Annotated in this window: 15 protein-coding genes; 11 read left to right on the top strand and 4 right to left on the bottom strand. The window is 72.9% G+C overall.

The window, feature by feature from the left end:
* Positions 1 to 52: 52 nt before the first annotated feature.
* The 3 genes from AB0Q96_RS16455 (at position 53) to AB0Q96_RS16445 (ending at position 5,348) form a co-directional block, all read left to right on the top strand.
* Positions 53 to 1,741 carry a protein kinase gene (locus AB0Q96_RS16455; RefSeq protein WP_365325913.1) on the top strand — a complete coding sequence of 563 codons (1,689 nt, stop codon included), beginning with the start codon at positions 53 to 55 and terminating at the stop codon, positions 1,739 to 1,741.
* A 104-nt stretch (positions 1,742 to 1,845) separates the two neighbouring features.
* Complete coding sequence (locus AB0Q96_RS16450) at positions 1,846 to 3,474, top strand: succinic semialdehyde dehydrogenase (RefSeq protein ID WP_365325911.1); 1,629 nt, start codon at positions 1,846 to 1,848, stop codon at positions 3,472 to 3,474.
* Positions 3,475 to 3,524: 50 nt separating this feature from the next.
* On the top strand, positions 3,525 to 5,348 hold the full coding sequence (locus tag AB0Q96_RS16445; protein ID WP_365325909.1) for a GMC family oxidoreductase: 1,824 nt from the start codon (positions 3,525 to 3,527) through the stop codon (positions 5,346 to 5,348).
* Between the two features lie 615 nt (positions 5,349 to 5,963).
* On the opposite strand, the gene AB0Q96_RS16440 is transcribed toward AB0Q96_RS16445, so the two are convergent.
* Positions 5,964 to 6,320 carry a chorismate mutase gene (locus AB0Q96_RS16440; protein ID WP_365325907.1) on the bottom strand — a complete coding sequence of 119 codons (357 nt, stop codon included), beginning with the start codon at positions 6,318 to 6,320 and terminating at the stop codon, positions 5,964 to 5,966.
* Positions 6,321 to 6,643: 323 nt separating this feature from the next.
* Between AB0Q96_RS16440 and guaA the strand changes: the two genes are divergently transcribed.
* The 4 genes from guaA to AB0Q96_RS16420 all read left to right on the top strand — a co-directional run bounded on the left by guaA (position 6,644) and on the right by AB0Q96_RS16420 (position 11,365).
* Positions 6,644 to 8,236: a glutamine-hydrolyzing GMP synthase gene (guaA, locus tag AB0Q96_RS16435; protein ID WP_365325905.1), complete on the top strand. Its 1,593-nt coding sequence runs from the start codon at positions 6,644 to 6,646 to the stop codon at positions 8,234 to 8,236.
* Positions 8,237 to 8,424: 188 nt separating this feature from the next.
* Positions 8,425 to 9,213 (top strand): class II aldolase/adducin family protein, encoded by a 789-nt coding sequence (locus AB0Q96_RS16430; RefSeq protein WP_365325903.1) that lies wholly within the window; start codon positions 8,425 to 8,427, stop codon positions 9,211 to 9,213.
* A gap of 139 nt (positions 9,214 to 9,352) precedes the next feature.
* Positions 9,353 to 10,591 (top strand): hypothetical protein, encoded by a 1,239-nt coding sequence (locus tag AB0Q96_RS16425; protein WP_365325901.1) that lies wholly within the window; start codon positions 9,353 to 9,355, stop codon positions 10,589 to 10,591.
* Between the two features lie 324 nt (positions 10,592 to 10,915).
* Entirely contained in the window at positions 10,916 to 11,365 is a 450-nt protein-coding gene (locus tag AB0Q96_RS16420; RefSeq protein WP_365326070.1) for a DoxX family protein, read from the top strand.
* On the opposite strand, the gene AB0Q96_RS16415 is transcribed toward AB0Q96_RS16420, so the two are convergent.
* Positions 11,275 to 11,535: a hypothetical protein gene (locus AB0Q96_RS16415; RefSeq protein ID WP_365325899.1), complete on the bottom strand. Its 261-nt coding sequence runs from the start codon at positions 11,533 to 11,535 to the stop codon at positions 11,275 to 11,277. The two genes, AB0Q96_RS16420 and AB0Q96_RS16415, sit on opposite strands and share 91 nt — an antisense overlap.
* On the bottom strand, positions 11,522 to 12,994 hold the full coding sequence (locus AB0Q96_RS16410) for a PspC domain-containing protein (RefSeq protein WP_365325897.1): 1,473 nt from the start codon (positions 12,992 to 12,994) through the stop codon (positions 11,522 to 11,524). Before AB0Q96_RS16410 ends, AB0Q96_RS16415 begins: the two co-directional genes overlap by 14 nt.
* Before the next feature lie 167 nt (positions 12,995 to 13,161).
* On the opposite strand from AB0Q96_RS16410, the gene AB0Q96_RS16405 reads away from it, so the two are divergent.
* Positions 13,162 to 14,430: a PspC domain-containing protein gene (locus tag AB0Q96_RS16405; protein ID WP_365325895.1), complete on the top strand. Its 1,269-nt coding sequence runs from the start codon at positions 13,162 to 13,164 to the stop codon at positions 14,428 to 14,430.
* The gene (locus AB0Q96_RS16400) at positions 14,427 to 15,137 is read left to right on the top strand and encodes a response regulator transcription factor (protein WP_365325893.1); all 711 of its coding nucleotides are present in this window, start codon (positions 14,427 to 14,429) and stop codon (positions 15,135 to 15,137) included. Before AB0Q96_RS16405 ends, AB0Q96_RS16400 begins: the two co-directional genes overlap by 4 nt.
* Before the next feature lie 38 nt (positions 15,138 to 15,175).
* On the opposite strand, the gene AB0Q96_RS16395 is transcribed toward AB0Q96_RS16400, so the two are convergent.
* Positions 15,176 to 16,264: an NlpC/P60 family protein gene (locus tag AB0Q96_RS16395; RefSeq protein WP_365325891.1), complete on the bottom strand. Its 1,089-nt coding sequence runs from the start codon at positions 16,262 to 16,264 to the stop codon at positions 15,176 to 15,178.
* 341 nt (positions 16,265 to 16,605) lie between these two features.
* Here AB0Q96_RS16395 and AB0Q96_RS16390 point away from each other — a divergent pair, with 341 nt between their 5' ends.
* Positions 16,606 to 16,959, top strand: coding sequence for a hypothetical protein (locus AB0Q96_RS16390; RefSeq protein WP_365325889.1), 354 nt, complete (start codon positions 16,606 to 16,608; stop codon positions 16,957 to 16,959).
* 158 nt (positions 16,960 to 17,117) lie between these two features.
* A complete protein-coding gene (gene pcrA / locus AB0Q96_RS16385) occupies positions 17,118 to 19,568 on the top strand; it encodes a DNA helicase PcrA (RefSeq protein WP_365325887.1) in 2,451 nt (816 codons plus the stop codon).
* Positions 19,569 to 19,627 lie beyond the last annotated feature (59 nt).

Below are 19,627 nucleotides of genomic sequence, written 5' to 3'. Positions count from 1 at the left end.
CGCCCCGCACCCCCCTCCGTAACCTTGCTTCCGAGCAAACAGGCGGGGGCACGTGGAACATTCTGAGAGCACCGGCACCGGACTTCTGCTCGCCGGCCGCTATCGGCTGGGCGAGTCCATCGGGCGCGGCGGCATGGGCAAGGTCTGGCGCGCCCATGACGAGGTGCTGCACCGCGTGGTGGCCGTCAAGGAGTTGACGGCTGGCCGGTTCGTGGCCGAGGCCGATCGGCTGGTTCTGCACGCCCGGACGCAGAAGGAGGCGCGCGCCGCGGCCCGGATCACCCACCCGGGCGTGGTCACCGTGCACGACGTCCTGGAGCACGACGACCGCCCGTGGATCGTCATGCAGTACGTGGACGGGCCCTCGTTGGCCGACGCGGCCAAGGAGACCGGCACGATCGAGCCGCGCGAGGCGGCCCGGATCGGCCTGCACGTCCTGGGCGCGCTGCGGGCCGCGCACGCCGCCGGTGTGCTGCACCGTGACGTGAAGCCCGGCAACGTGCTGCTCGCCCGCGACGGACGCGTCCTGATCACCGATTTCGGGATCGCGGCGATCGAAGGCGATTCGTCCATCACTCGGACGGGTGAACTCGTCGGCTCCATCGACTATCTGGCGCCCGAACGGGTGCAGGGCGGTGACCCGGGTCCCGCCTCCGACCTGTGGTCGCTGGGCGCCACGCTGTACACGGCGGTGGAGGGCGGTTCGCCGTTCCGCCGTAGCTCGCCGATCAGCACCATGCAGGCCGTGGTGACGGAGGAGCCGCCGTACCCCGAGAAGGCCGGGCCGCTCGCGCCGGTCATCGTGGCGCTGCTGCGCAAGGACCCGGCGCACCGCCCGCGCGCGGACGAGGCCGAGCGGATGCTGCTCGACGCGATGGAGGGGCGTTCGCCGCAGGCCGCGCAGGCGTACGTGCCGACGCAGCGGGTCCAGGCGGAGGAGCTGGTCGCCGCCTCCCCGTCGACGACCGCGCAGCTGCCGACGCCGTACGACGACCCGGCGGCCGACCCCGTTCCCGCGTCGGCCGGGCGGCCCGCTGCCTCCTCCGCGGGCGCCACCGTTCCCGGGCTGCCGACCGGCTCCTCCGGCGGCCGGGGCCGCTGGCGGGCGACGCTGCTCGCGGCCGTGGTCGCGGGGCTGCTCGCGGGCGGCGCGGTCTTCGCGGCGATGACCCACATGGGCGGCGGCGGGGACAAGAAGACCGACACCCCGGTCACCCAGGCGACGGGCAAGGACGGCAAGGCCGGCAAGGACGGCAAGGATCCGGCCAAGGGCGGGGTCCCGGCCGGCTGGCAGCGGGTCGAGGACCCGGAGGGCTTCAGCCTCGTCGTCCCCGAGGGCTGGAAGCGCCGGATGGACGGCGACCAGATCGACTACACGCCGGACGACGGCCGCCACCGCATCCGCGTCAGCATCGACCGGTCGCCCGACTTCGAGAACCCGTACATGCACATGCTCGATCTGGAGAAGATCGTGGCCAGGCGGGCGGAGTACCAGCGGGTCCGGCTGACCCAGAACACCTTCCGCGACCAGGTGGATTCCGCCATCTGGGAGTTCACCTGGATCGAGAAGCAGACCCACCCGGGCCCCCGCCACGCCATCGACCAGGTGTACTACGACGACGACGGCGTCGAGTACGCCCTGTACATGGCGTCGCCGGAGGAGAGCTGGGAGCGGACCCGCGAGCAGTTCGACATCGTGAAGAAGTACTGGCGGGCCCCGGGCGACGCCGTAAGCCCCTGATCAGGACTTATGTGCCAGCAATCGCTGGCGCGGTTGTGAGTACCCGGTGAAAACGCGTTACTGACGGGTACCCAAAGGCGGGAATGCGGCCTACCCTCGGGCTCATGACGGACTCGCAGGCGCTCACCACAGCGGCCCCCGCCCCCCTCGGTACCAACCCCGTCGCCCCCGCGCCCGCAGGGGCGCGCACGGCCGCCGACGTGGTCACGCCCGAGCTGGTCGCCCGGCTCACCCGCGGGGTCGCGGGCTCCGGCCGTACCGCCAACCACACCCCCTTCACCGGGGCGAAGCTGGCGGACCTGCCCGAGTCCACCCCCGAGGACGTCGCCGCGGCCTTCGCGCGCGCCCGCGCCGCCCAGGGCGCCTGGGCCGCCACGCCCGTCAAGGTCCGCGCGGCCGTGCTGCTCCGCTTCCACGACCTGATCCTCCAGCGCCAGGGCGAGATCCTCGACCTGATCCAGCTGGAGACCGGCAAGGCGCGCCTGCACGGCCACGAGGAGGTGCAGTCGGTCGCCGTCGCCGCCCGCCACTACGGCCGCAAGGCCCCCGCGTACCTGCGGCCCAAGCACCACACGGGCGTCGTGCCCACCCTCACCAAGGTCACCGAGCTGCGCCAGCCGCGCGGGGTCGTCGGCCAGATCGCGCCCTGGAACTACCCGCTGGAGCTGTCCGTCGGCGACGCGCTGCCCGCCTTCGTCGCCGGCAACGCCGTCGTGATGAAGCCGGACACCGAGACCGCGCTGACCGCCCTGTGGGCCCGCGACCTGCTGATCGAGGCCGGTCTGCCCGCCGAGGTCTTCCAGGTCGTCATCGGCGAGGGCCCGGTCGTCGGCCCCGAGGTCGTCCGCCACGCCGACTACGTGTCCTTCACCGGCTCCACCCGGACCGGCCGTGAGGTCGCCCAGGGCGCCGCGGCCCGGCTCATCGGCGTCACCCTGGAGCTCGGCGGCAAGAACGCCATGATCGTCCTCAAGGACGCCGACATCGAGAAGGCCGCCGCGGGCGCCGTCCGCGCCTGCTTCTCCTCCGCGGGCCAGCTCTGCATCTCCATCGAGCGCCTGTACGTCCACGAGTCGGTCGCCGACGCCTTCCTGGACCGCTTCGCCGCCCGCACCAGGGCCATGCGGCTCGGCAACTCCCTCGCCTACGGCTCCGACATGGGCTCCCTCGTCGGCGAGCGGCAGCTGGAGACCGTCACCCGGCACGTCGACGAGGCCGTCGCCAAGGGCGCCAAGCTGATCGCCGGCGGCGTCGCCCGCCCCGACATCGGCCCCCTCTTCTACGAGCCGACCATCCTCGACGGCGTCGAGGCCCCGATGGCCGTGTGCACCGAGGAGACCTTCGGACCGGTCGTCTCGATCTACCGCTTCACCGACGAGGACGAGGTCGTCGACCGGGCCAACGGCACCCCGTACGGCCTGAACTCCTCCGTGTGGACCACCGACTCCCGCCGCGGCCACGCCGTCGCCGCCCGGCTGCGCACCGGCACCGTCAACATCAACGAGGGCTACGCGCCCGCGTACGGCAGCGTCCGCGCCCCCATGGGCGGCATGAAGGACTCCGGCCTCGGCCGCCGCCACGGCTCCGAGGGCATCCTCAAGTTCACCGAGGCGCAGACCGTCGCCCAGCAGCGGCTGATGCCGCTCGCCCCGTCCTTCGGGATGGACGACGAGAAGTACGCGGCCTTCATGAGCACCTCCCTGAAGGTGATGAAGGCCCTGCGCCTGCGCTGACCGCACCCCGTCCGAGTCCCCTTCGCAGTCCTTTTCGTCCGAGGAGAGCCATGACCGCGGTACCCCCTGCCCAGAACCAGGCCGAGGACGGTTCGTCCGACGACGCGTACGACTACGACGTCGTCGTCGTCGGCTCCGGTTTCGGCGGGTCGGTCACCGCCCTGCGCCTGACCGAGAAGGGCTACCGGGTCGGTGTCCTGGAGGCCGGCCGCCGCTTCACCCGGGCGACCCTCCCGAAGAACTCCTGGGACCTGAAGAACTTCCTCTGGGCCCCCACGCTCGGCCTGTACGGCATCCAGCGCATCCACCTGCTCGGCAACGTCATGGTGCTCGCGGGCGCGGGCGTCGGCGGCGGCTCGCTCAACTACGCCAACACCCTGTACGAGCCGCTCGCGCCGTTCTTCGAGGACCCGCAGTGGAAGGACATCACCGACTGGCGGGACGAGCTCACCCCGTACTACGACCAGGCCAAGCGGATGCTGGGCGTCCGGCTCAACCCGACGATGACCCCCTCCGACGTGCACCTCAAGGCCACCGCCCAGGCCATGGGCATCGGCGACACCTTCCACATGGCCCCGGTCGGGGTGTTCTTCGGGGACGGCAAGGACGCGGCCGGCGCGGAGCGGGCGAAGGCGAAGCCCGGCGGCGAGGTCGCCGACCCGTACTTCGGCGGCGCGGGCCCCTCCCGCAGGGCCTGCACCGAGTGCGGCGAGTGCATGACCGGCTGCCGCCACGGCGCCAAGAACACCCTCAACGAGAACTACCTCTACCTCGCCGAGAAGGCCGGCGCGGTCGTCCACCCGATGACCTCGGTCGTCGCCCTCACCGAGGACTCGCGCGGCGGCTACGCCGTGAAGACCCTGCCCACCGACAACCGCAAGAAGGGCGCCGGCCGCACCTTCACCGCCCGCCGGGTGGTCGTCGCGGCCGGCACGTACGGCACCCAGACCCTGCTGCACCGGATGAAGGACACCGGCCTGCTGCCCCGGATCCCGGACCGGCTCGGCGAGCTCACCCGGACCAATTCGGAGGCGCTGGTCGGCTCGCAGACCACCGACCGCCGCTACCGCAGGCGGCACGGCAAGGACCGGGTCGACTTCACCCGGGGCGTCGCGATCACGTCCTCGATCCACCCGGACGAGAACACCCACATCGAGCCGGTCCGCTACGGCAAGGGCTCCAACTCCATGGGCGGCCTCACCGTCCTCCAGGTGCCCTACGGCGCGCACCGGGTCCGCAACTGGCTCGCCGAGATCGTCAAGCACCCCTCGCTGGCCGTGCGCTCGCTCTCCAACCGGCGCTGGTCGGAGCGGACCATCATCGGCCTGGTCATGCAGTCCCTGGACAACTCGCTGACCACCTTCCGCAAGCCCGGCGGCCTCGGCAAGGGCCTGCTCACCGCCCGCCAGGGCCACGGCGCGCCCAACCCGACGCAGATCGAGGCGGCCACCCGGGCCGCCGCCCTGATGGCCGAGGAGATCAACGGCTTCGCCGGTTCCAACATCGGCGAGCTGATGGGCACCCCGCTCACCGCGCACTTCCTGGGCGGCTGCCCGATCGGCGCGGACGCGGAGTCGGGCGTCATCGACCCGTACCACCGCCTCTACGGGCACCCGGGCATCTCCGTCGTCGACGGCGCGGCCGTCTCCGCGAACCTCGGCGTCAACCCGTCGCTGACGATCACGGCGCAGGCGGAGCGGGCCATGTCGTTCTGGCCGAACAAGGGCGAGGAGGACCGGCGGCCGCGTCAGGGCGAGGCGTACGTGCGGCTGGCCGCCGTCGAGCCCAAGTCCCCGGCGGTCCCGGCGGAGGCGTTCGGCGCGCTCAGGCTGCCGTTCCTGGGGATGCCGGCGATGCCGCCGAAGCAGGACTGAGGAAGGTTCCAGATCAGTGGAAAGGGCGCTGCACCCCCCTCCGAGTGCAGCGCCCCTCCAGTTTCTGGGTGGTGCTGCATAGATGACCGGTGACCTGGGGGATTGGTTGTAGCGTTCTCACCCGATCTTTATGTGACGCGCGTCACGTATTCCGGGGCCGGGCAACGCAGGGGCCCCGCGTCGCGATTCCGGTCGCGGTCGCGGGGCCCCTGGGGAATGCGGCGCCGGGGGGAGTGGAGTGCGCCGCTGCGGAGGAAAGCGGAGGGTGTGGACGGTGCGGGGAGGGGACGGTGTGGGGAGGGGACGGTGTGGGGGTCTCGGATCGGTGGTGCCGGTTGCGGCCGACCCCGGGCGTCCCCGGGGCCGACCGCCCTTGATGGGTGACCGGGCTGCTGTCCCCTGCCGTCCGGTCACATGCGCTGGCGCGAGGTCCCACGACGTACCAGCGGTACGTCACACGCCCCAGCGAAGCCACGCGTGGTCTTCTTCGGGCCCGCCCCTGGCTGGCACGGACAACACGCCCAACGAAGCGGCGCCCGGCCCGGTCACGCGCCGTACGGGTGAGGACGCGACCGAACTCGGGTGCGGGGGTGCACCCCCGGGCGTCCGCGCCGGTCAGATGCGGCCCCGGCACAGCTCCAGCATCGTCATCGCGAGCGCGGTGCCCGGCTTGCCCAGCGCGTCGCGGTAGTGGGCGAGGACCTCCATCTCGCGGGCCAGGTTCACCCGGCGCCCGCCGGAGGAGATCCGGGCCTCCTGGATCACGGCCGAGACGGCCACCCGTTCCTGGATCAGCCCGATGATCCGGTCGTCGAGCGTGTCGATGCGCTCCCGGGCGTCGCCGATCAGCACGGCGGCCTCGTCGGTGCGGGCCCCGGTCCTCTCGGTCGGGGTCAGGGTGGTGGGGGCCGGGGTGGTCGGGGCGGCGGCCGGGGCGACGGTCCGGGTGGCGGTCTGGGTCGTGGCGGTCATGTCGGGGCTCCTGGAGGTGTCGGGAGGCCCCGGGCGCTACGGCCCGGAAACGACAGACGCCCCGGGCCTTGTCGGCCCGGGGCGCCTGGGAAGTCGCTTGTCAGTTGCTCAAGCAGCACGACCATGGCAGCCGGTGGGCCGGTTGCCATAGGTAAAGACGTACGTCGTGAGCTTGCGCATGGGGACAGTATGGACCCCTTTGCGAGCGGCGGGGCAATCCGGGTTCGGATGGTGAGACGAAAACCGGCCGTGGCTCGCCGGTAGAATCGACAAATAACCCCCCCCTTCGGGGGAACCGCTCCTACCGCCGGAAGGCCGCCGTAGTGTCATCAGCGACCCCCGCTGCCGCGCCCGACGTCACCAACCCGGACGTAGTCCTCGTTGTCGACTTCGGCGCCCAGTACGCCCAGCTCATCGCCCGCCGCGTCCGTGAGGCCCGGGTCTACAGCGAGATCGTCCCGTCCACCATGCCGGTGGCCGAGATGCTGGCCAAGAACCCGAAGGCGATCATCCTCTCCGGCGGCCCCTCCTCGGTGTACGCCGAGAACGCCCCGCGCCTCGACCGCGCGATCTTCGAGGCCGGAGTCCCCGTCTTCGGCATGTGCTACGGCTTCCAGCTGATGGCGACCGTCCTCGGCGGCACCGTCGACAACACGGGCGCCCGCGAGTACGGCCGTACGCCGCTGCACGTCTCCAAGGCCGGCTCGACCCTCTTCGAGGGCACCCCGGTCGAGCAGTCGGTGTGGATGTCGCACGGCGACGCCTGCTCCGCCGCCCCCGAGGGCTTCACCGTCACCGCGTCCACCGACGTCGTGCCCGTCGCCGCCTTCGAGAACGACGAGAAGAAGCTGTACGGCGTCCAGTACCACCCCGAGGTGCTGCACTCCACGCACGGCCAGCAGATCCTGGAGCACTTCCTCTACCGCGGCGCCGGCATCGAGCCCAGCTGGACCACCGGCAACGTCATCGAGGAGCAGGTCGCGGCCATCCGCGCCCAGGTCGGCTCCAAGCGCGCCATCTGCGGCCTCTCCGGCGGTGTCGACTCCGCCGTGGCCGCCGCGCTCGTGCAGAAGGCCATCGGCTCGCAGCTCACCTGCGTCTACGTCGACCACGGCCTCATGCGCAAGGGCGAGACCGAGCAGGTCGAGAAGGACTTCGTGGCCGCCACCGGCGCCAAGCTGGTGGTCGTCGACGCGCAGGAGCGCTTCCTCGACGCGCTCGCCGGCGTCTCCGACCCGGAGACCAAGCGGAAGATCATCGGCCGCGAGTTCATCCGCGTCTTCGAGCAGGCCCAGCTGGAGATCCTCCAGGAGGAGGGACCCGAGGTCGCCTTCCTCGTCCAGGGCACGCTCTACCCGGACATCGTCGAGTCCGGCGGCGGCACCGGCACGGCCAACATCAAGTCCCACCACAACGTGGGCGGCCTGCCCGACGACATCGAGTTCGAGCTCGTCGAGCCGCTGCGCCAGCTGTTCAAGGACGAGGTCCGGATGGTCGGCCAGGAGCTCGGCCTGCCGGAGGAGATCGTCCAGCGCCAGCCGTTCCCCGGCCCCGGCCTCGGCATCCGCATCGTCGGCGAGGTCACCAAGGAGCGCCTGGACCTGCTGCGCGACGCCGACGCCATCGCCCGCGAGGAGCTGACGTCCGCCGGTCTCGACCGCGAGATCTGGCAGTGCCCGGTCGTGCTGCTCGCCGACGTCCGCTCCGTCGGCGTCCAGGGCGACGGCCGCACCTACGGCCACCCGATCGTGCTGCGCCCGGTCTCCTCCGAGGACGCCATGACCGCGGACTGGTCGCGCCTGCCCTACGAGGTGCTGGCCCGCATCTCCACCCGGATCACCAACGAGGTCGCCGACGTCAACCGCGTCGTCCTCGACGTGACCAGCAAGCCGCCGGGCACCATCGAGTGGGAGTGACCCCACCCGGCGCGTGAGCGCGTGAGGAGCGAGCCTCCTCGTGGCCCGCGCGTGAGCCCGTGAGACCGCCGTCCCTGTACGTCAGGGGCGGCGGTTTCGCTTTGACCCGTACGTGAGGGGGGCGGCGGTTTCGCTTTGACCCGTACGGGCTCTGGTGACTTGTGGGAGCGGGCGTTACCTTCCGGCGCATGACCCAGATACCGGCGCCCGTCCCCGTCGAGCAGCTCCATTTCGCCATGCCGCCCGTCCACGCGACGGCCGCCGAGGAGCGCGCCCACCGCAAGCAGCGGCTCGCCGCCGCGCTCCGGGTCTTCGGGCGGCTCGGGTACGAGGAGGGGGTCTCCGGGCACATCACCGCCCGCGACCCGGAGCATCCCGACTGCTTCTGGGTGAACCCCTTCGGCGCCCCCTTCGCCGAACTCACCGCGAGCGACCTGATCCTGGTCGACGGCGGCGGACGGGTCGTCCACGGCGTCCACCACGTCAACCAGGCCGCGTTCACCACGCACGCCGAGGTCCACCGGGCCCGCCCCGACGTCGTCGCCGTCGCCCACACCCACTCCCTGAACGGGCGGGCGCTCGCCGCCCTCGGCGAGCTGATCGACCCGATCACCCAGGAGTCCTGCGCCTTCTACCAGGACCACGTCCTCTACGACGCCTACACCGGCGTCACCGTCGACCCCGAGGAGAGCCGGCGCGTCGCGGTCGCCCTCGGGCCCTTCAAGGCGATGGTGCTGCGCAACCACGGGCTGCTCACCGTGGGTTCCTCCGTGGACGCGGCGGCCTGGTGGTTCATCGCCATGGAGCGCTGCGCCCAGGTCCAGCTGGCCGCGCGGGCGGCGGGCAAGCCGGTCCTGATCGACCACCGGGACGCCGTCGCCACCCGGGAGCAGCTCGGCAGCGATCTGGTGGCCTGGATCAACTACCAGCCGCTGTGGCGCCGGATCAGCCGCGCGGAGCCCGAACTCCTGTCGTAGAAGGTGCCTTTACGTCAATGTGATGACTCTTCAATCACTCCCGTGCGGGGTGTGCACAGCCCTCCGGGCAGGTGGTCGGTGCGGCACAATTCCCAAGAATCAACTGCCAGTTGACGAAGACAGGGAAGTGGGCGGCGCCGTGGCGGTGCAAGAGGCCAGACAGTGCGGGGCGGATGCGGACGGCGGCGGCTGTCCGCACTGCGAGGGGTCCGGGCACCGGCGTGCCGTCGCCGCCTTCCTCGCGCGCCGCGACGAACTCGCCACGGGCCACGGTGTGCCGGCCGCCCTCGCCCACTCGCCGGTCGCCTCCCGCCAGTGGGTCTCCGACGAACTCGCCCAGTCCGCCCGCACCGTCACCGCACGGGGCCGGGAGGCCGGCGCGGCCCGGCTCGGCCGGGTGTACCGCGGCACCCTCGGCGCCGTGTGGGGCGCCGTGCTCGCCCTGCTCCTCGGCCAGGCCCTCACCGCCGTCGGCACGGGCTGGACCGGGACCCGCACGGCCGCGCTCGGCGCCGCCGTCCTGCCCGCCCTCGCCCTCACCGCGGCGGCCGGGCTGCACCGGCACCGGGGCGGGGTCCTCGCCCCGCTCGTCGGCGAGGACCGGCGCTACTCCACCTCCCGCACCGTCGCCGCCTGCTGGCTCCTCCTCTGCGTCTTCGCCGTGCTCCAGCTCTCCCTCCTGCTGGCCGCCGGGGCCCCGGGGGTGGACCTCGGGCTGCGGCGCGGCGCCGGGCTGCTGGCCGTCTTCGCCCTCGTCTCGGGCGTGACCGTCACCGCCCGGCTGGTCGTGTCGCTGCGCGTCGCGGCCCGGCGCCTGCAGAAGGTGCGCGCCGACCGGCCGCGCCCCGCCGACCTGCTCTGCGACGACGACGGCCACGCCAGCCTCGCCGACGTCCAGTACGTCCTGGTGTCCGGCGCCGTGCTGCTCCTGGCCGCCGTCCGGCTCGGCCGCACGCCCGACCGGCTGCCCGAACTGCCCTGGGCCCTGGTCCTCCTCCTCGCCGTCTCCGCCGCGGTCTACCTCGCCGGCAAGTGCGCGGAGGGCGGCCGGCCGAAGGTCTTCTCGGTGGTCCGGGCCCGCGAGGCGGGCGACCTGGACGCCCCGATCAGGACCGGCGACGACATCGAGATCCGCGGCTCCGGCTTCGTGCCGCCCGGGGCGGCCGGACCCGAGCCGCTGACCCGGCTGGTCGTCCGGATCGGCGCCGTCCACGCCCACGTCCCGCTCGTCCCGGTCCCCGGCGGCTTCGCCAACCCGGCCGACACCGCCCTGACCGTGCCGCTGCCCGCCGACGTCGAGCCCGGCCGGGTCGAGGTGTCGGTCGTGACGGCCGCCGGCGTCGAGACCAACCGGGTCACGATCGACGTCGTCGACTGAGCCCCCCTGCCCGCCCACAGGGAATCCGGGGAGAATCGTTCCTCGGACCTTGTGGTGCGAACAGTGGCGTGGGGCGTGGAGAGGCGGCCGGAGATGACGGGACGGGCGGACGACGGAACGACGGGTCAGGGCGGCGCCCCGGGTACGGGGTCGGGGGACGGGCCGGGGTCGGGGTCGGGCCTGGGCCGGGTCCCCGGCTTCGGCGGGACGGGTGGCTCCGGTCGGGCCGACGGCTTCGGCGGGGTCGGTGGCTCCGACGGCTTCGGTGGGGTCGGTGGCTTCGGTGGGGCCGACGGATTCGGCCGGGACGGCGGCTGGAAGGCCATCGCCTCGCGGTACGCGCTCGTTCCGCTGCGGATCTTCCTCGGCGTCACCTTCGTCTACGCCGGGCTCGACAAGCTGACCACCGCCGGCTTCCTCGCCGACACCGGCCCCGGCTCGATCGGCGAGGTCATGCGGGGCGTCCGGGACACCTCCGCCCTGCCGGCCCTCGTCGACCTGGCGCTCAAGAGCCCCGTCGGCTTCGGCTACGCCATCGCGCTCGGCGAACTGCTGGTCGGCCTCGGGGCCCTCTTCGGCCTGTACACCCGGGTCGCCGCGCTCGGCGGGGCGCTGATCTCGCTGAGCCTCTGGCTGACCGTGAGCTGGCAAGTCAACCCGTACTACCTCGGCAACGACCTCGCCTATCTGATGTCCTGGCTTCCGCTGCTGCTCGCCGGGGCCTCCGTGCTCTCGCTCGACTCGCTGCTCTCCGCGCGCCGGCGTATCCCGTAGGCGATCCAGGTCGTGAGCGCGGCGACCCCGAGGGCGGAGCCCAGGACCGGGAACACCGCGTACCAGGGGACCGACCAGCGCCCGGCCGCGTCGCCCGCGTAGAGCGCCGCCAGGGCCAGGGCGGCGAGGCCCAGGACCAGCCGGCCGGGGCGGAACTCATGAACCAGCACGGATGACCTCCACCTGTCCGAGCCCGACCTTCAGGAAGAGGTCGATGGTGCCGCCCGGGGTGACCCCCGGCGACGGCGGGAACGTCCGGGTCTCGTCGAGGTCCGGGGCGATGTCGATGTCGTCGGGCGAGCGCGAGTGCGCGGGCTGCGGGGACGGGGGTGCCGGCGGGGACGGCTGCAGGGACGCCGACGGCGCGGGGGCCGTGGGCCGCGCAGGGGACGCGGAGGGCGCCGGCGGGGCCGTGGGCGCCCCCGGCTCCAGCAGGTGGAGGTCGCCGAGGCCCGCCTGGGCCCGCACCTTCAGCGTCACGTTCCTCGGGACGATCACCTTCAGCCGTCCCGCGCCGACCTCGCCCTGTGTCACCACCGTCGTCCCGGCGGGAACGGCCAGGCCCGACAGGTCCAGCGTGCCGACCCCGAGGCCCAGCTCGTAGCGCGGCTGCACGGCCGCGACGCTCGCCGGGCGCCAGGTCTCCCGGATCCACTCGGTCGAGATCTCCTTCGGCAGCGACGAGGCCGCCGCGAGCAGTCCCGCCGTCACGAGCGTGAGGAACACCGTGCCGAAGCCGGTCCTGCCGATCAGGCTGCTGACGACCAGGCCGAGGCCGAACACCGCCAGCGCTGCGACCAGGCCGATCTGCAGGCTGGTGCCCAGCGGATGCCCGTGCCACGAGAGGCCCGTGCCGAGGCCGCCCGCCACCAGGGCGAGCAGGAACACCAGCCCGCCGATGGACGGCGGACTCGGCCGCACCCGCGTCGAGGGCGTGGGCCGTTCGGGCGCGGCGCGCGGCGGGCCCCACTGGCTGCCGGGCGTCGGCACCACCCCGTCGATCTTGCCGTCCTCGTCGAGGATGCCGTGCGGCCCCCACATGTAGCCGATGGCGACCTTCCCGGTCGAGCCGTCCTTCACGATCGGGTCGCGCCACCAGGACGGGAACTCCACCAGCGGCGGGGCCTTCGTCTCGGGCGGGGCCTCGGCGACCGCGAGCGCGGCGGCGGCGTCTATCCGGCCGCCCTCCTCGGCGGTCGCGGCGACCGAGGGGCGCCGCTGCGACCACACCGCCGCGCCGCTCACCGCCACCGACAGGACCAGCGCGAACGCCAGCGTCCCGCCGTTGTGCAGCATCGACAGGAAGATGCCGCAGCCCACCAGGGCCGTCAGCACCGCCGTCAGCGAGGAGCCGGACACCCGGCCGGTCAGCAGCCGGCGCCCCTCGCTCTCCTCCTCGCCCGCGAGCGGGACCAGCAGCCACGCGAAGCCGTAGACGAGCAGCCCGACGCCGCCGGTCACCGCGAGCACGCCCAGCGCGATCCGGAAGACCACCGGGTCGAGGTCGAAGTGCCGGCCGAGACCGCCGCACACGCCGGCCACCACCTTCTGCCCGCGCGACCTGCGCAGGGGCGGGGCGGCCTCGGCCGGCGGCGGGGCCTCGTGGTGCGAGGGCGTCGAACTCGTCATGGGTCCATGGTGACGGCCCGTGACGCCCGGCGGCACCGGGACCGACCCTGCCTTGACCCTGATCTTCCGCGGGCCCCGGACCCCACCGTGACCCCGAGACGGTTCGGGGGCCGATATCCGGGCGGACCCTGATGCCCGGGGCGGGCCGGACGTGTGACGATCAGTGCATGTCCGCAGCCGCCCGTGTCGCAGAGACCGACGAACCGCCCGTCCGCAGGCTCTACCGGAGCGCCGACGGCCGGTGGCTCGGCGGTGTCGCGCGCGGTCTCGCCGGACATCTCGGGCTGCCCGTGATCTGGGTCCGCGCGTTCTTCGTGGCCCTGCTCCTCACCGACGGCCTGGGCGCCCTGCTGTACGCGGTGTTCTGGATCGTCGTCCCGCTCGGCGTCGGCGGCCGGGCCGCGCCCCGGCCCGTCTTCGAGACCACCGCGGACGGCCGCAGACGCCTCCGCAAGCCCGACAAGGGCCAGGTCTTCGCCCTGGTCGCGCTGGCGATCGGCATCTCCACGTTCATCGGCAGCATCAACGTCGACAAGCAGGCCGGGCGCTACGTCTGGCCCTCGCTGCTGATCGGCATCGGCGTCGTCCTGGTCTGGCGGCAGGCGGACAACGCCCGCCGGGCCAGCTGGACCGACCCCGGCCGCAGGAGACGGGTCCTCCAGCTCGTCCGCGGCCTCGTCGGCGTCGCGCTGGTCGGCACGGGCCTCGCGGTCTTCCTCGTGGTCCGCGGCTCCGTCGCCCAGCTCGGGACGGCGCTCACCGCCGCCGTCGCGGTCCTCACCGGCATCGCGCTGCTCGCCGGGCCCTGGCTGGTGCGCATGTCGCAGGACCTCAACGAGGAGCGCACGCTGCGCATCCGCGCCCAGGAGCGCGCCGAGGTCGCGGCCCACGTCCACGACTCCGTCCTGCACACCCTGACCCTGATCCAGCGCAACGCCGACGACCCGGGCGAGGTCCGCCGGCTGGCCCGCGCCCAGGAGCGGGAGCTGCGCAACTGGCTGTACAAGCCGGAGGGCACCGGCAAGGACGAGGACGAGGAGCCGGCCACCGTCGCGGAGGCGGTCAAGCGGGCCGCCGCCGAGGTCGAGGACAAGCACGGCGTGCCGCTGGAGGTCGTGGTCGTCGGCGACTGCCCCCTCGACGAGAAGCTGGGCGCACAGATGCAGGCCGCGCGCGAGGCGATGGTCAACGCCGCCAAGTACGGTGGCGAGGGCGGGGCCGTGCAGGTCTTCGCGGAGGTCGAGGGCCGGACGGTCTTCGTCTCGGTGAAGGACCGCGGTCCCGGCTTCGACCTGGACGCGGTCCCCGACGACCGCATGGGCGTACGAGAATCGATCATCGGCCGGATGCAGCGCAACGGCGGATCGGCGCGGCTGAGGTCCGTGCCGGGCGGGGGCACCGAAGTGGAGCTCGAGATGGAGAGGGCGGACGGATGAGCGACGGGACCGGGACCGGGAGCGGGGCGGCGGAGCGGGGGACGGAGCGCCGGGTGCGGGTCGTGCTCGTCGACGACCACCGGATGTTCCGCACGGGGGTCCAGGCCGAGATCGGCCGGACCGAGGTGACGGGTGTCGAGGTGGTCGGCGAGGCCGCCGACGTCGACCAGGCGGTGACGGTGATCACCGCCACCCGCCCCGAGGTCGTCCTGCTCGACGTGCACCTGCCGGGCGGCGGCGGCGTCGAGGTGCTGCGCCGCTGCGCCGCGCTGATGGCGGCGGCCGAGGACCCGGTGCGCTTCCTGGCGCTCTCGGTCTCCGACGCGGCCGAGGACGTCATCGGCGTCATCCGTGGCGGCGCCCGCGGCTACGTCACCAAGACGATCACCGGCACCGACCTGGTCGACTCGGTCTTCCGGGTCCAGGAGGGCGACGCCGTCTTCTCCCCGCGGCTCGCGGGCTTCGTCCTCGACGCCTTCGCCTCGACGGACGCGCCGCCGGTGGACGAGGACCTGGACCGGCTGACGCAGCGGGAGCGGGAGGTGCTGCGGCTGATCGCCCGCGGCTACGCGTACAAGGAGATCGCCAAGCAGCTCTTCATCTCGGTGAAGACGGTCGAGTCCCACGTCTCGGCGGTGCTGCGCAAGCTCCAGCTCTCCAACCGGCACGAGCTGACCCGTTGGGCGACCGCCCGCCGCCTCGTCTAGCCCCCCACCCGGCCGCCCATCCGGCCCCACCCGGCCGCTCAGCCCACCCGGGTCGCTCCCGCGAACGGCATCTCGTCGATGGGGGCGATCCGGACCGGGGCGCCCGGCCGGGGGGCGTGGATCATCTGGCCGCCGCCGATGTAGAGGCCGACGTGGCTGATCCCGGAGTAGAAGAAGATCAGGTCGCCCGGGGCCAGCTCGGAGCGGGAGACCCGGCTGCCGGCGTTGATCTGGGTGTAGGTGGTGCGCGGGAGCGAGACGCCGGCCGCGCGCCAGGCCGCCTGGGTGAGGCCGGAGCAGTCGTAGGCGGAGGGCCCGGTCGCTCCCCACACGTAGGGCTTGCCCAGCTGGGCCTGGGCGAAGGCGATGGCCTCGGCCGCGCGCGTGGTGGGCGCCGTGAGGGGCCCGCGGATCGCCGAGGAGCGGTCGGCCCTGGCCACCGTCGCGGAGCCGCCGGGGGCACTGTCGGCCCCGCCGTGCCCGCCGGCGGCGACGGCCGCCTCGTAACGGGCCCGTTCCTCGGCGGTGAGCCGGTCGAGCAGGGTCCGCGCGGCGCTCAGCTTGCCCTGCACGGTCGCCTTCTGGCGCCGCAGCTCCGCCTCCTGCGCCCGCAGCTCCCGCAGCCGCCCCTCGGCCTCGCCGCGCAGCTGCCGTACGGCCGCGAGCTCACGCCGTACGGCGGTGACGGCCGCGGCCTGCCGGTCCCCGGCCTTCTCGGCGAGCGCGGCCCGCTCCAGGTACTGGTCGGGGTCGGAGGTGAGGGCGAGCTGGAGGGCGGGGTCGAGTCCGCCGGAGCGGTACTGCGCGGCGGCGACGGCGCCCAGCGCGTCCCGGGACCGGTTCAGCCGCTCGGTCCTGCGGGCCGCCTCGCCGCGCAGCCGGTCGAAGGCGGCCCGGGCCCGGTCCACCTTCTCCTTCGCCCCGTTGTACTTCTCGGTGGCGGCCTCGGCCTGTTCGTAGAGCCGGTCGACCTCGGTCTTGACCTGCGCGGGGGTCGGCCGCGGCGCGGCGTGCCCGGAGCCCTCGAAGACGGTCGCGGTCGCCGCGGAGGCGAGGGCCAGCGTGACGGCCGTGCGGGCCGCCGGGCCGCCGAAGGGGGACTGCTTGGGCTTGCGGTGCGCTGCCACGAGGGCGGGTCACATCCTCTCCCTGTGGGGGACGCTGCCCGCCGGGGCCGGCGACGGTCCGCACAGGGGGACGGACCGCCGCCGGTCTTTCTCGGCGGGGGTGACCGGCAGCCGCCGGAGTGGCGGAGGTGGGGAGCCGGCCACCTGGGGCAGGACGCTAAACCTGGCCGCCGTACGGCTGCGGGGAGTTGACCGCTATTGGCATCAGTTGATGTGTTCCGACTGTTTCTTTTCGCACTGGGACGTGCTCGGGCGGTGCTCGCGGCGGGCGCTGACCGAAGTCCGGGACAAGGTGGACCCGCCCGGAGGCCGGTGCTATGGCCCCGGTTAGGCTCCGCCTCATGGACGCCCTCATCAATGTCTTCGTCGCCCTGCACATCATCGGGATCGCCAGCCTCCTCGGCGGCTTCCTCACCCAGATGAAGGCGATGGGCGCGGGCACCGCCCGCTTCGTACCGGCGATGCTGCACGGCGCCCTGACGATGCTCGTCACCGGTATCGCCCTCGTCGGGCTCAACCAGGCCGACGACCACACGGTCAACAACCTCAAGGTCGGCATCAAGCTGGCCATCCTCGTGGTGATCCTCGGCCTGGTCTACGTCAAGCGCGACGAGGAGAAGGTCGACAAGGCCCTCTTCGGCGCCGTCGGCGGCCTCACCATGGCGAACATCTTCATCGCCACCCTCTGGGTCTGACCCGCAGCGGCAGCCGCAGTCGGCCCCGGCCCGGGCCCGGCCCCGGTGCCAGCCCCGGCCCGATACCCGCCCGCCGGGGCGCTCGCCCTCCGTGCTTCTCCGGTCACTTCCGGAGGCGGCAGCGGACTGTCGGTCCGGCGTCCTAGACTCGTGAGGCGATGAGCAGCCTCTTTGACGACAGTTTCCTGGCGAGCCTCCAGAACCACTCTTCGGAGGAGCCCCCGCCCCCGCCCGAGGACCACGAGCCCGGCGCCCCGGCCGCGGAGGAGGTCCCGCACGCCCTCTTCGGGGAGCACTGGGACGCGCCCCCGCCCGAGCGGGAGGCGTACTACCGCGACGGCGCCCACCGGCCCGTCGTGGACGCCGCCGCGCTCCTGGACGGGCTCAACGAGCAGCAGCGCGCCGCCGTCGTGCACACGGACACCCCGCTGCTCATCGTCGCCGGCGCCGGCTCGGGCAAGACCCGGGTGCTCACCCACCGCATCGCCCACCTCCTGGGCTCGCGGCACGTCCACCCCGGCCAGATACTCGCGATCACCTTCACCAACAAGGCCGCCGGCGAGATGAAGGAGCGCGTCGAGCAGCTCGTCGGCCCGCGCGCCAACGCCATGTGGGTCATGACCTTCCACAGCGCGTGCGTGCGCATCCTGCGCCGCGAGTCGAAGAAGCTGGGCTTCACCTCGTCCTTCTCGATCTACGACGCCGCCGACTCCAAGCGCCTGATGGCGCTGGTCTGCCGCGACCTGGACCTCGACCCGAAGAAGTTCCCGCCGAAGTCCTTCAGCGCCAAGATCTCCAACCTGAAGAACGAGCTGATCGACGAGGAGACCTTCGCGGATCAGGCCGCTGATGGTTTCGAGAAGACGCTCGCCCAGGCGTACCGGATGTACCAGAGCCGGCTGCGCGAGGCCAACGCGCTGGACTTCGACGACATCATCATGACGACGGTCCACCTGCTCCAGGCGTTCCCGGACGTCGCCGAGCACTACCGCCGCCGCTTCCGGCACGTCCTCGTCGACGAGTACCAGGACACCAACCACGCCCAGTACACCCTGGTCCGCGAGCTCGTCGGCACCGGGTACGAGGACCTCGGCCCGGCCGAGCTGTGCGTGGTCGGCGACGCCGACCAGTCGATCTACGCCTTCCGCGGCGCGACCATCCGCAACATCCTCCAGTTCGAGGAGGACTACCCGGACGCGACGACGATCCTCCTGGAGCAGAACTACCGCTCCACCCAGACGATCCTCTCCGCCGCCAACGCGGTCATCGAGCGCAACGAGTCCCGCCGCCCGAAGAACCTGTGGACCAACGCGGGCGCCGGCGCGCAGATCACCGGCTACGTCGCGGACACCGAGCACGACGAGGCGCAGTTCGTCGCCGACGAGATCGACCGGCTCACCGACACCGGCGCGGCCAAGGCGGGCGACGTCGCCGTCTTCTACCGCACCAACGCCCAGTCCCGCGTCTTCGAAGAGATCTTCATCCGCGTCGGACTGCCCTACAAGGTCGTCGGCGGCGTGCGCTTCTACGAGCGCAAGGAGGTCCGCGACGTCCTCGCCTACCTGCGCGTCCTCGCCAACCCCGAGGACACCGTGCCGCTGCGCCGCATCCTCAACGTCCCCAAGCGGGGCATCGGCGACCGCGCCGAGGCGATGATCGACGCCCTCTCGCTGCGCGAGAAGATCACCTTCCCGCAGGCGCTCAAGCGCGTCGACGAGGCGTACGGGATGGCGGCCCGCTCCTCCAACGCCGTGAAGCGCTTCAACACGCTCATGGAGGAGCTGCGCACCATCGCCGAGTCGGGCGCCGGCCCGGCCGTCGTCCTGGAGGCGGTCCTGGAGCGGACGGGGTACCTGGCCGAGCTCCAGGCCTCCACCGACCCGCAGGACGAGACCCGCATCGAGAACCTCCAGGAACTCGCCGCGGTGGCCCTGGAGTTCGAGCAGGAGCGCGGCGAAGAGCCCGCCACCCTCGCCGAGTTCCTGGAGAAGGTCGCCCTCGTCGCCGACTCCGACCAGATCCCCGACGAGGACGAGGAGGGCTCCGGGGTCATCACCCTGATGACCCTGCACACCGCCAAGGGCCTTGAGTTCCCGGTGGTGTTCCTCACGGGCATGGAGGACGGCGTCTTCCCGCACATGCGGGCGCTCGGCCAGACCAAGGAGCTTGAGGAGGAACGCCGCCTCGCCTACGTGGGCATCACCCGCGCCCGCGAGCGGCTCTACCTCACCCGCTCCTCGATGCGCAGCGCCTGGGGCCAGCCCTCGTACAACCCGGCCTCGCGCTTCCTGGAGGAGATCCCCGCCGCGTACCTGGAGTGGAAGCGGACCGGCCCCATGGCCAAGCCCGCCGGGCCGACCTCGGGGATCACCTCCTCGCTGTCCTCCTCCCGCTCCCGCTCCGGCCCCTCGGGCTTCGCCACCCGGCGGACCAGCGACAAGCCGGTGATCTCGCTCAAGGTCGGCGACCGCGTCACCCACGACCAGTTCGGTCTGGGCACGGTCATGGGCGTCACGGGCGTGGGCGCGGACGCTCAGGCCACGATCGACTTCGGCGACGAGAAGCCGAAGCGCCTCCTGCTGCGGTACGCGCCGGTCGAGAAGCTGTAGGGCTCACGGAAAGGGGCCCCTGCCGGATGTCGGCGGGGGCCCCTTCCTCGTACGCGGGT

Origin of the sequence: Streptomyces sp. NPDC093111 (assembly GCF_040683955.1) — a bacterium.
Classification (GTDB): domain Bacteria; phylum Actinomycetota; class Actinomycetes; order Streptomycetales; family Streptomycetaceae; genus Streptomyces.
The sequence above is the reverse complement of the archived record's forward strand: the minus strand, read 5'-3'. Positions and strand labels throughout refer to the sequence as shown.

Coding starts and splice junctions, on each gene's coding strand:
- AB0Q96_RS16450 (WP_365325911.1), top strand. CDS start 1,846: ATGACGGACTCGCAGGCGCTCACCACAGCGGCCCCCGCCCCCCTCGGT.
- AB0Q96_RS16390 (WP_365325889.1), top strand. CDS start 16,606: ATGGACGCCCTCATCAATGTCTTCGTCGCCCTGCACATCATCGGGATC.
- pcrA (WP_365325887.1), top strand. CDS start 17,118: ATGAGCAGCCTCTTTGACGACAGTTTCCTGGCGAGCCTCCAGAACCAC.
- AB0Q96_RS16430 (WP_365325903.1), top strand. CDS start 8,425: ATGACCCAGATACCGGCGCCCGTCCCCGTCGAGCAGCTCCATTTCGCC.
- AB0Q96_RS16440 (WP_365325907.1), bottom strand. CDS start 6,320: ATGACCGCCACGACCCAGACCGCCACCCGGACCGTCGCCCCGGCCGCC.
- AB0Q96_RS16405 (WP_365325895.1), top strand. CDS start 13,162: ATGTCCGCAGCCGCCCGTGTCGCAGAGACCGACGAACCGCCCGTCCGC.
- AB0Q96_RS16400 (WP_365325893.1), top strand. CDS start 14,427: ATGAGCGACGGGACCGGGACCGGGAGCGGGGCGGCGGAGCGGGGGACG.
- AB0Q96_RS16410 (WP_365325897.1), bottom strand. CDS start 12,994: ATGACGAGTTCGACGCCCTCGCACCACGAGGCCCCGCCGCCGGCCGAG.
- AB0Q96_RS16445 (WP_365325909.1), top strand. CDS start 3,525: ATGACCGCGGTACCCCCTGCCCAGAACCAGGCCGAGGACGGTTCGTCC.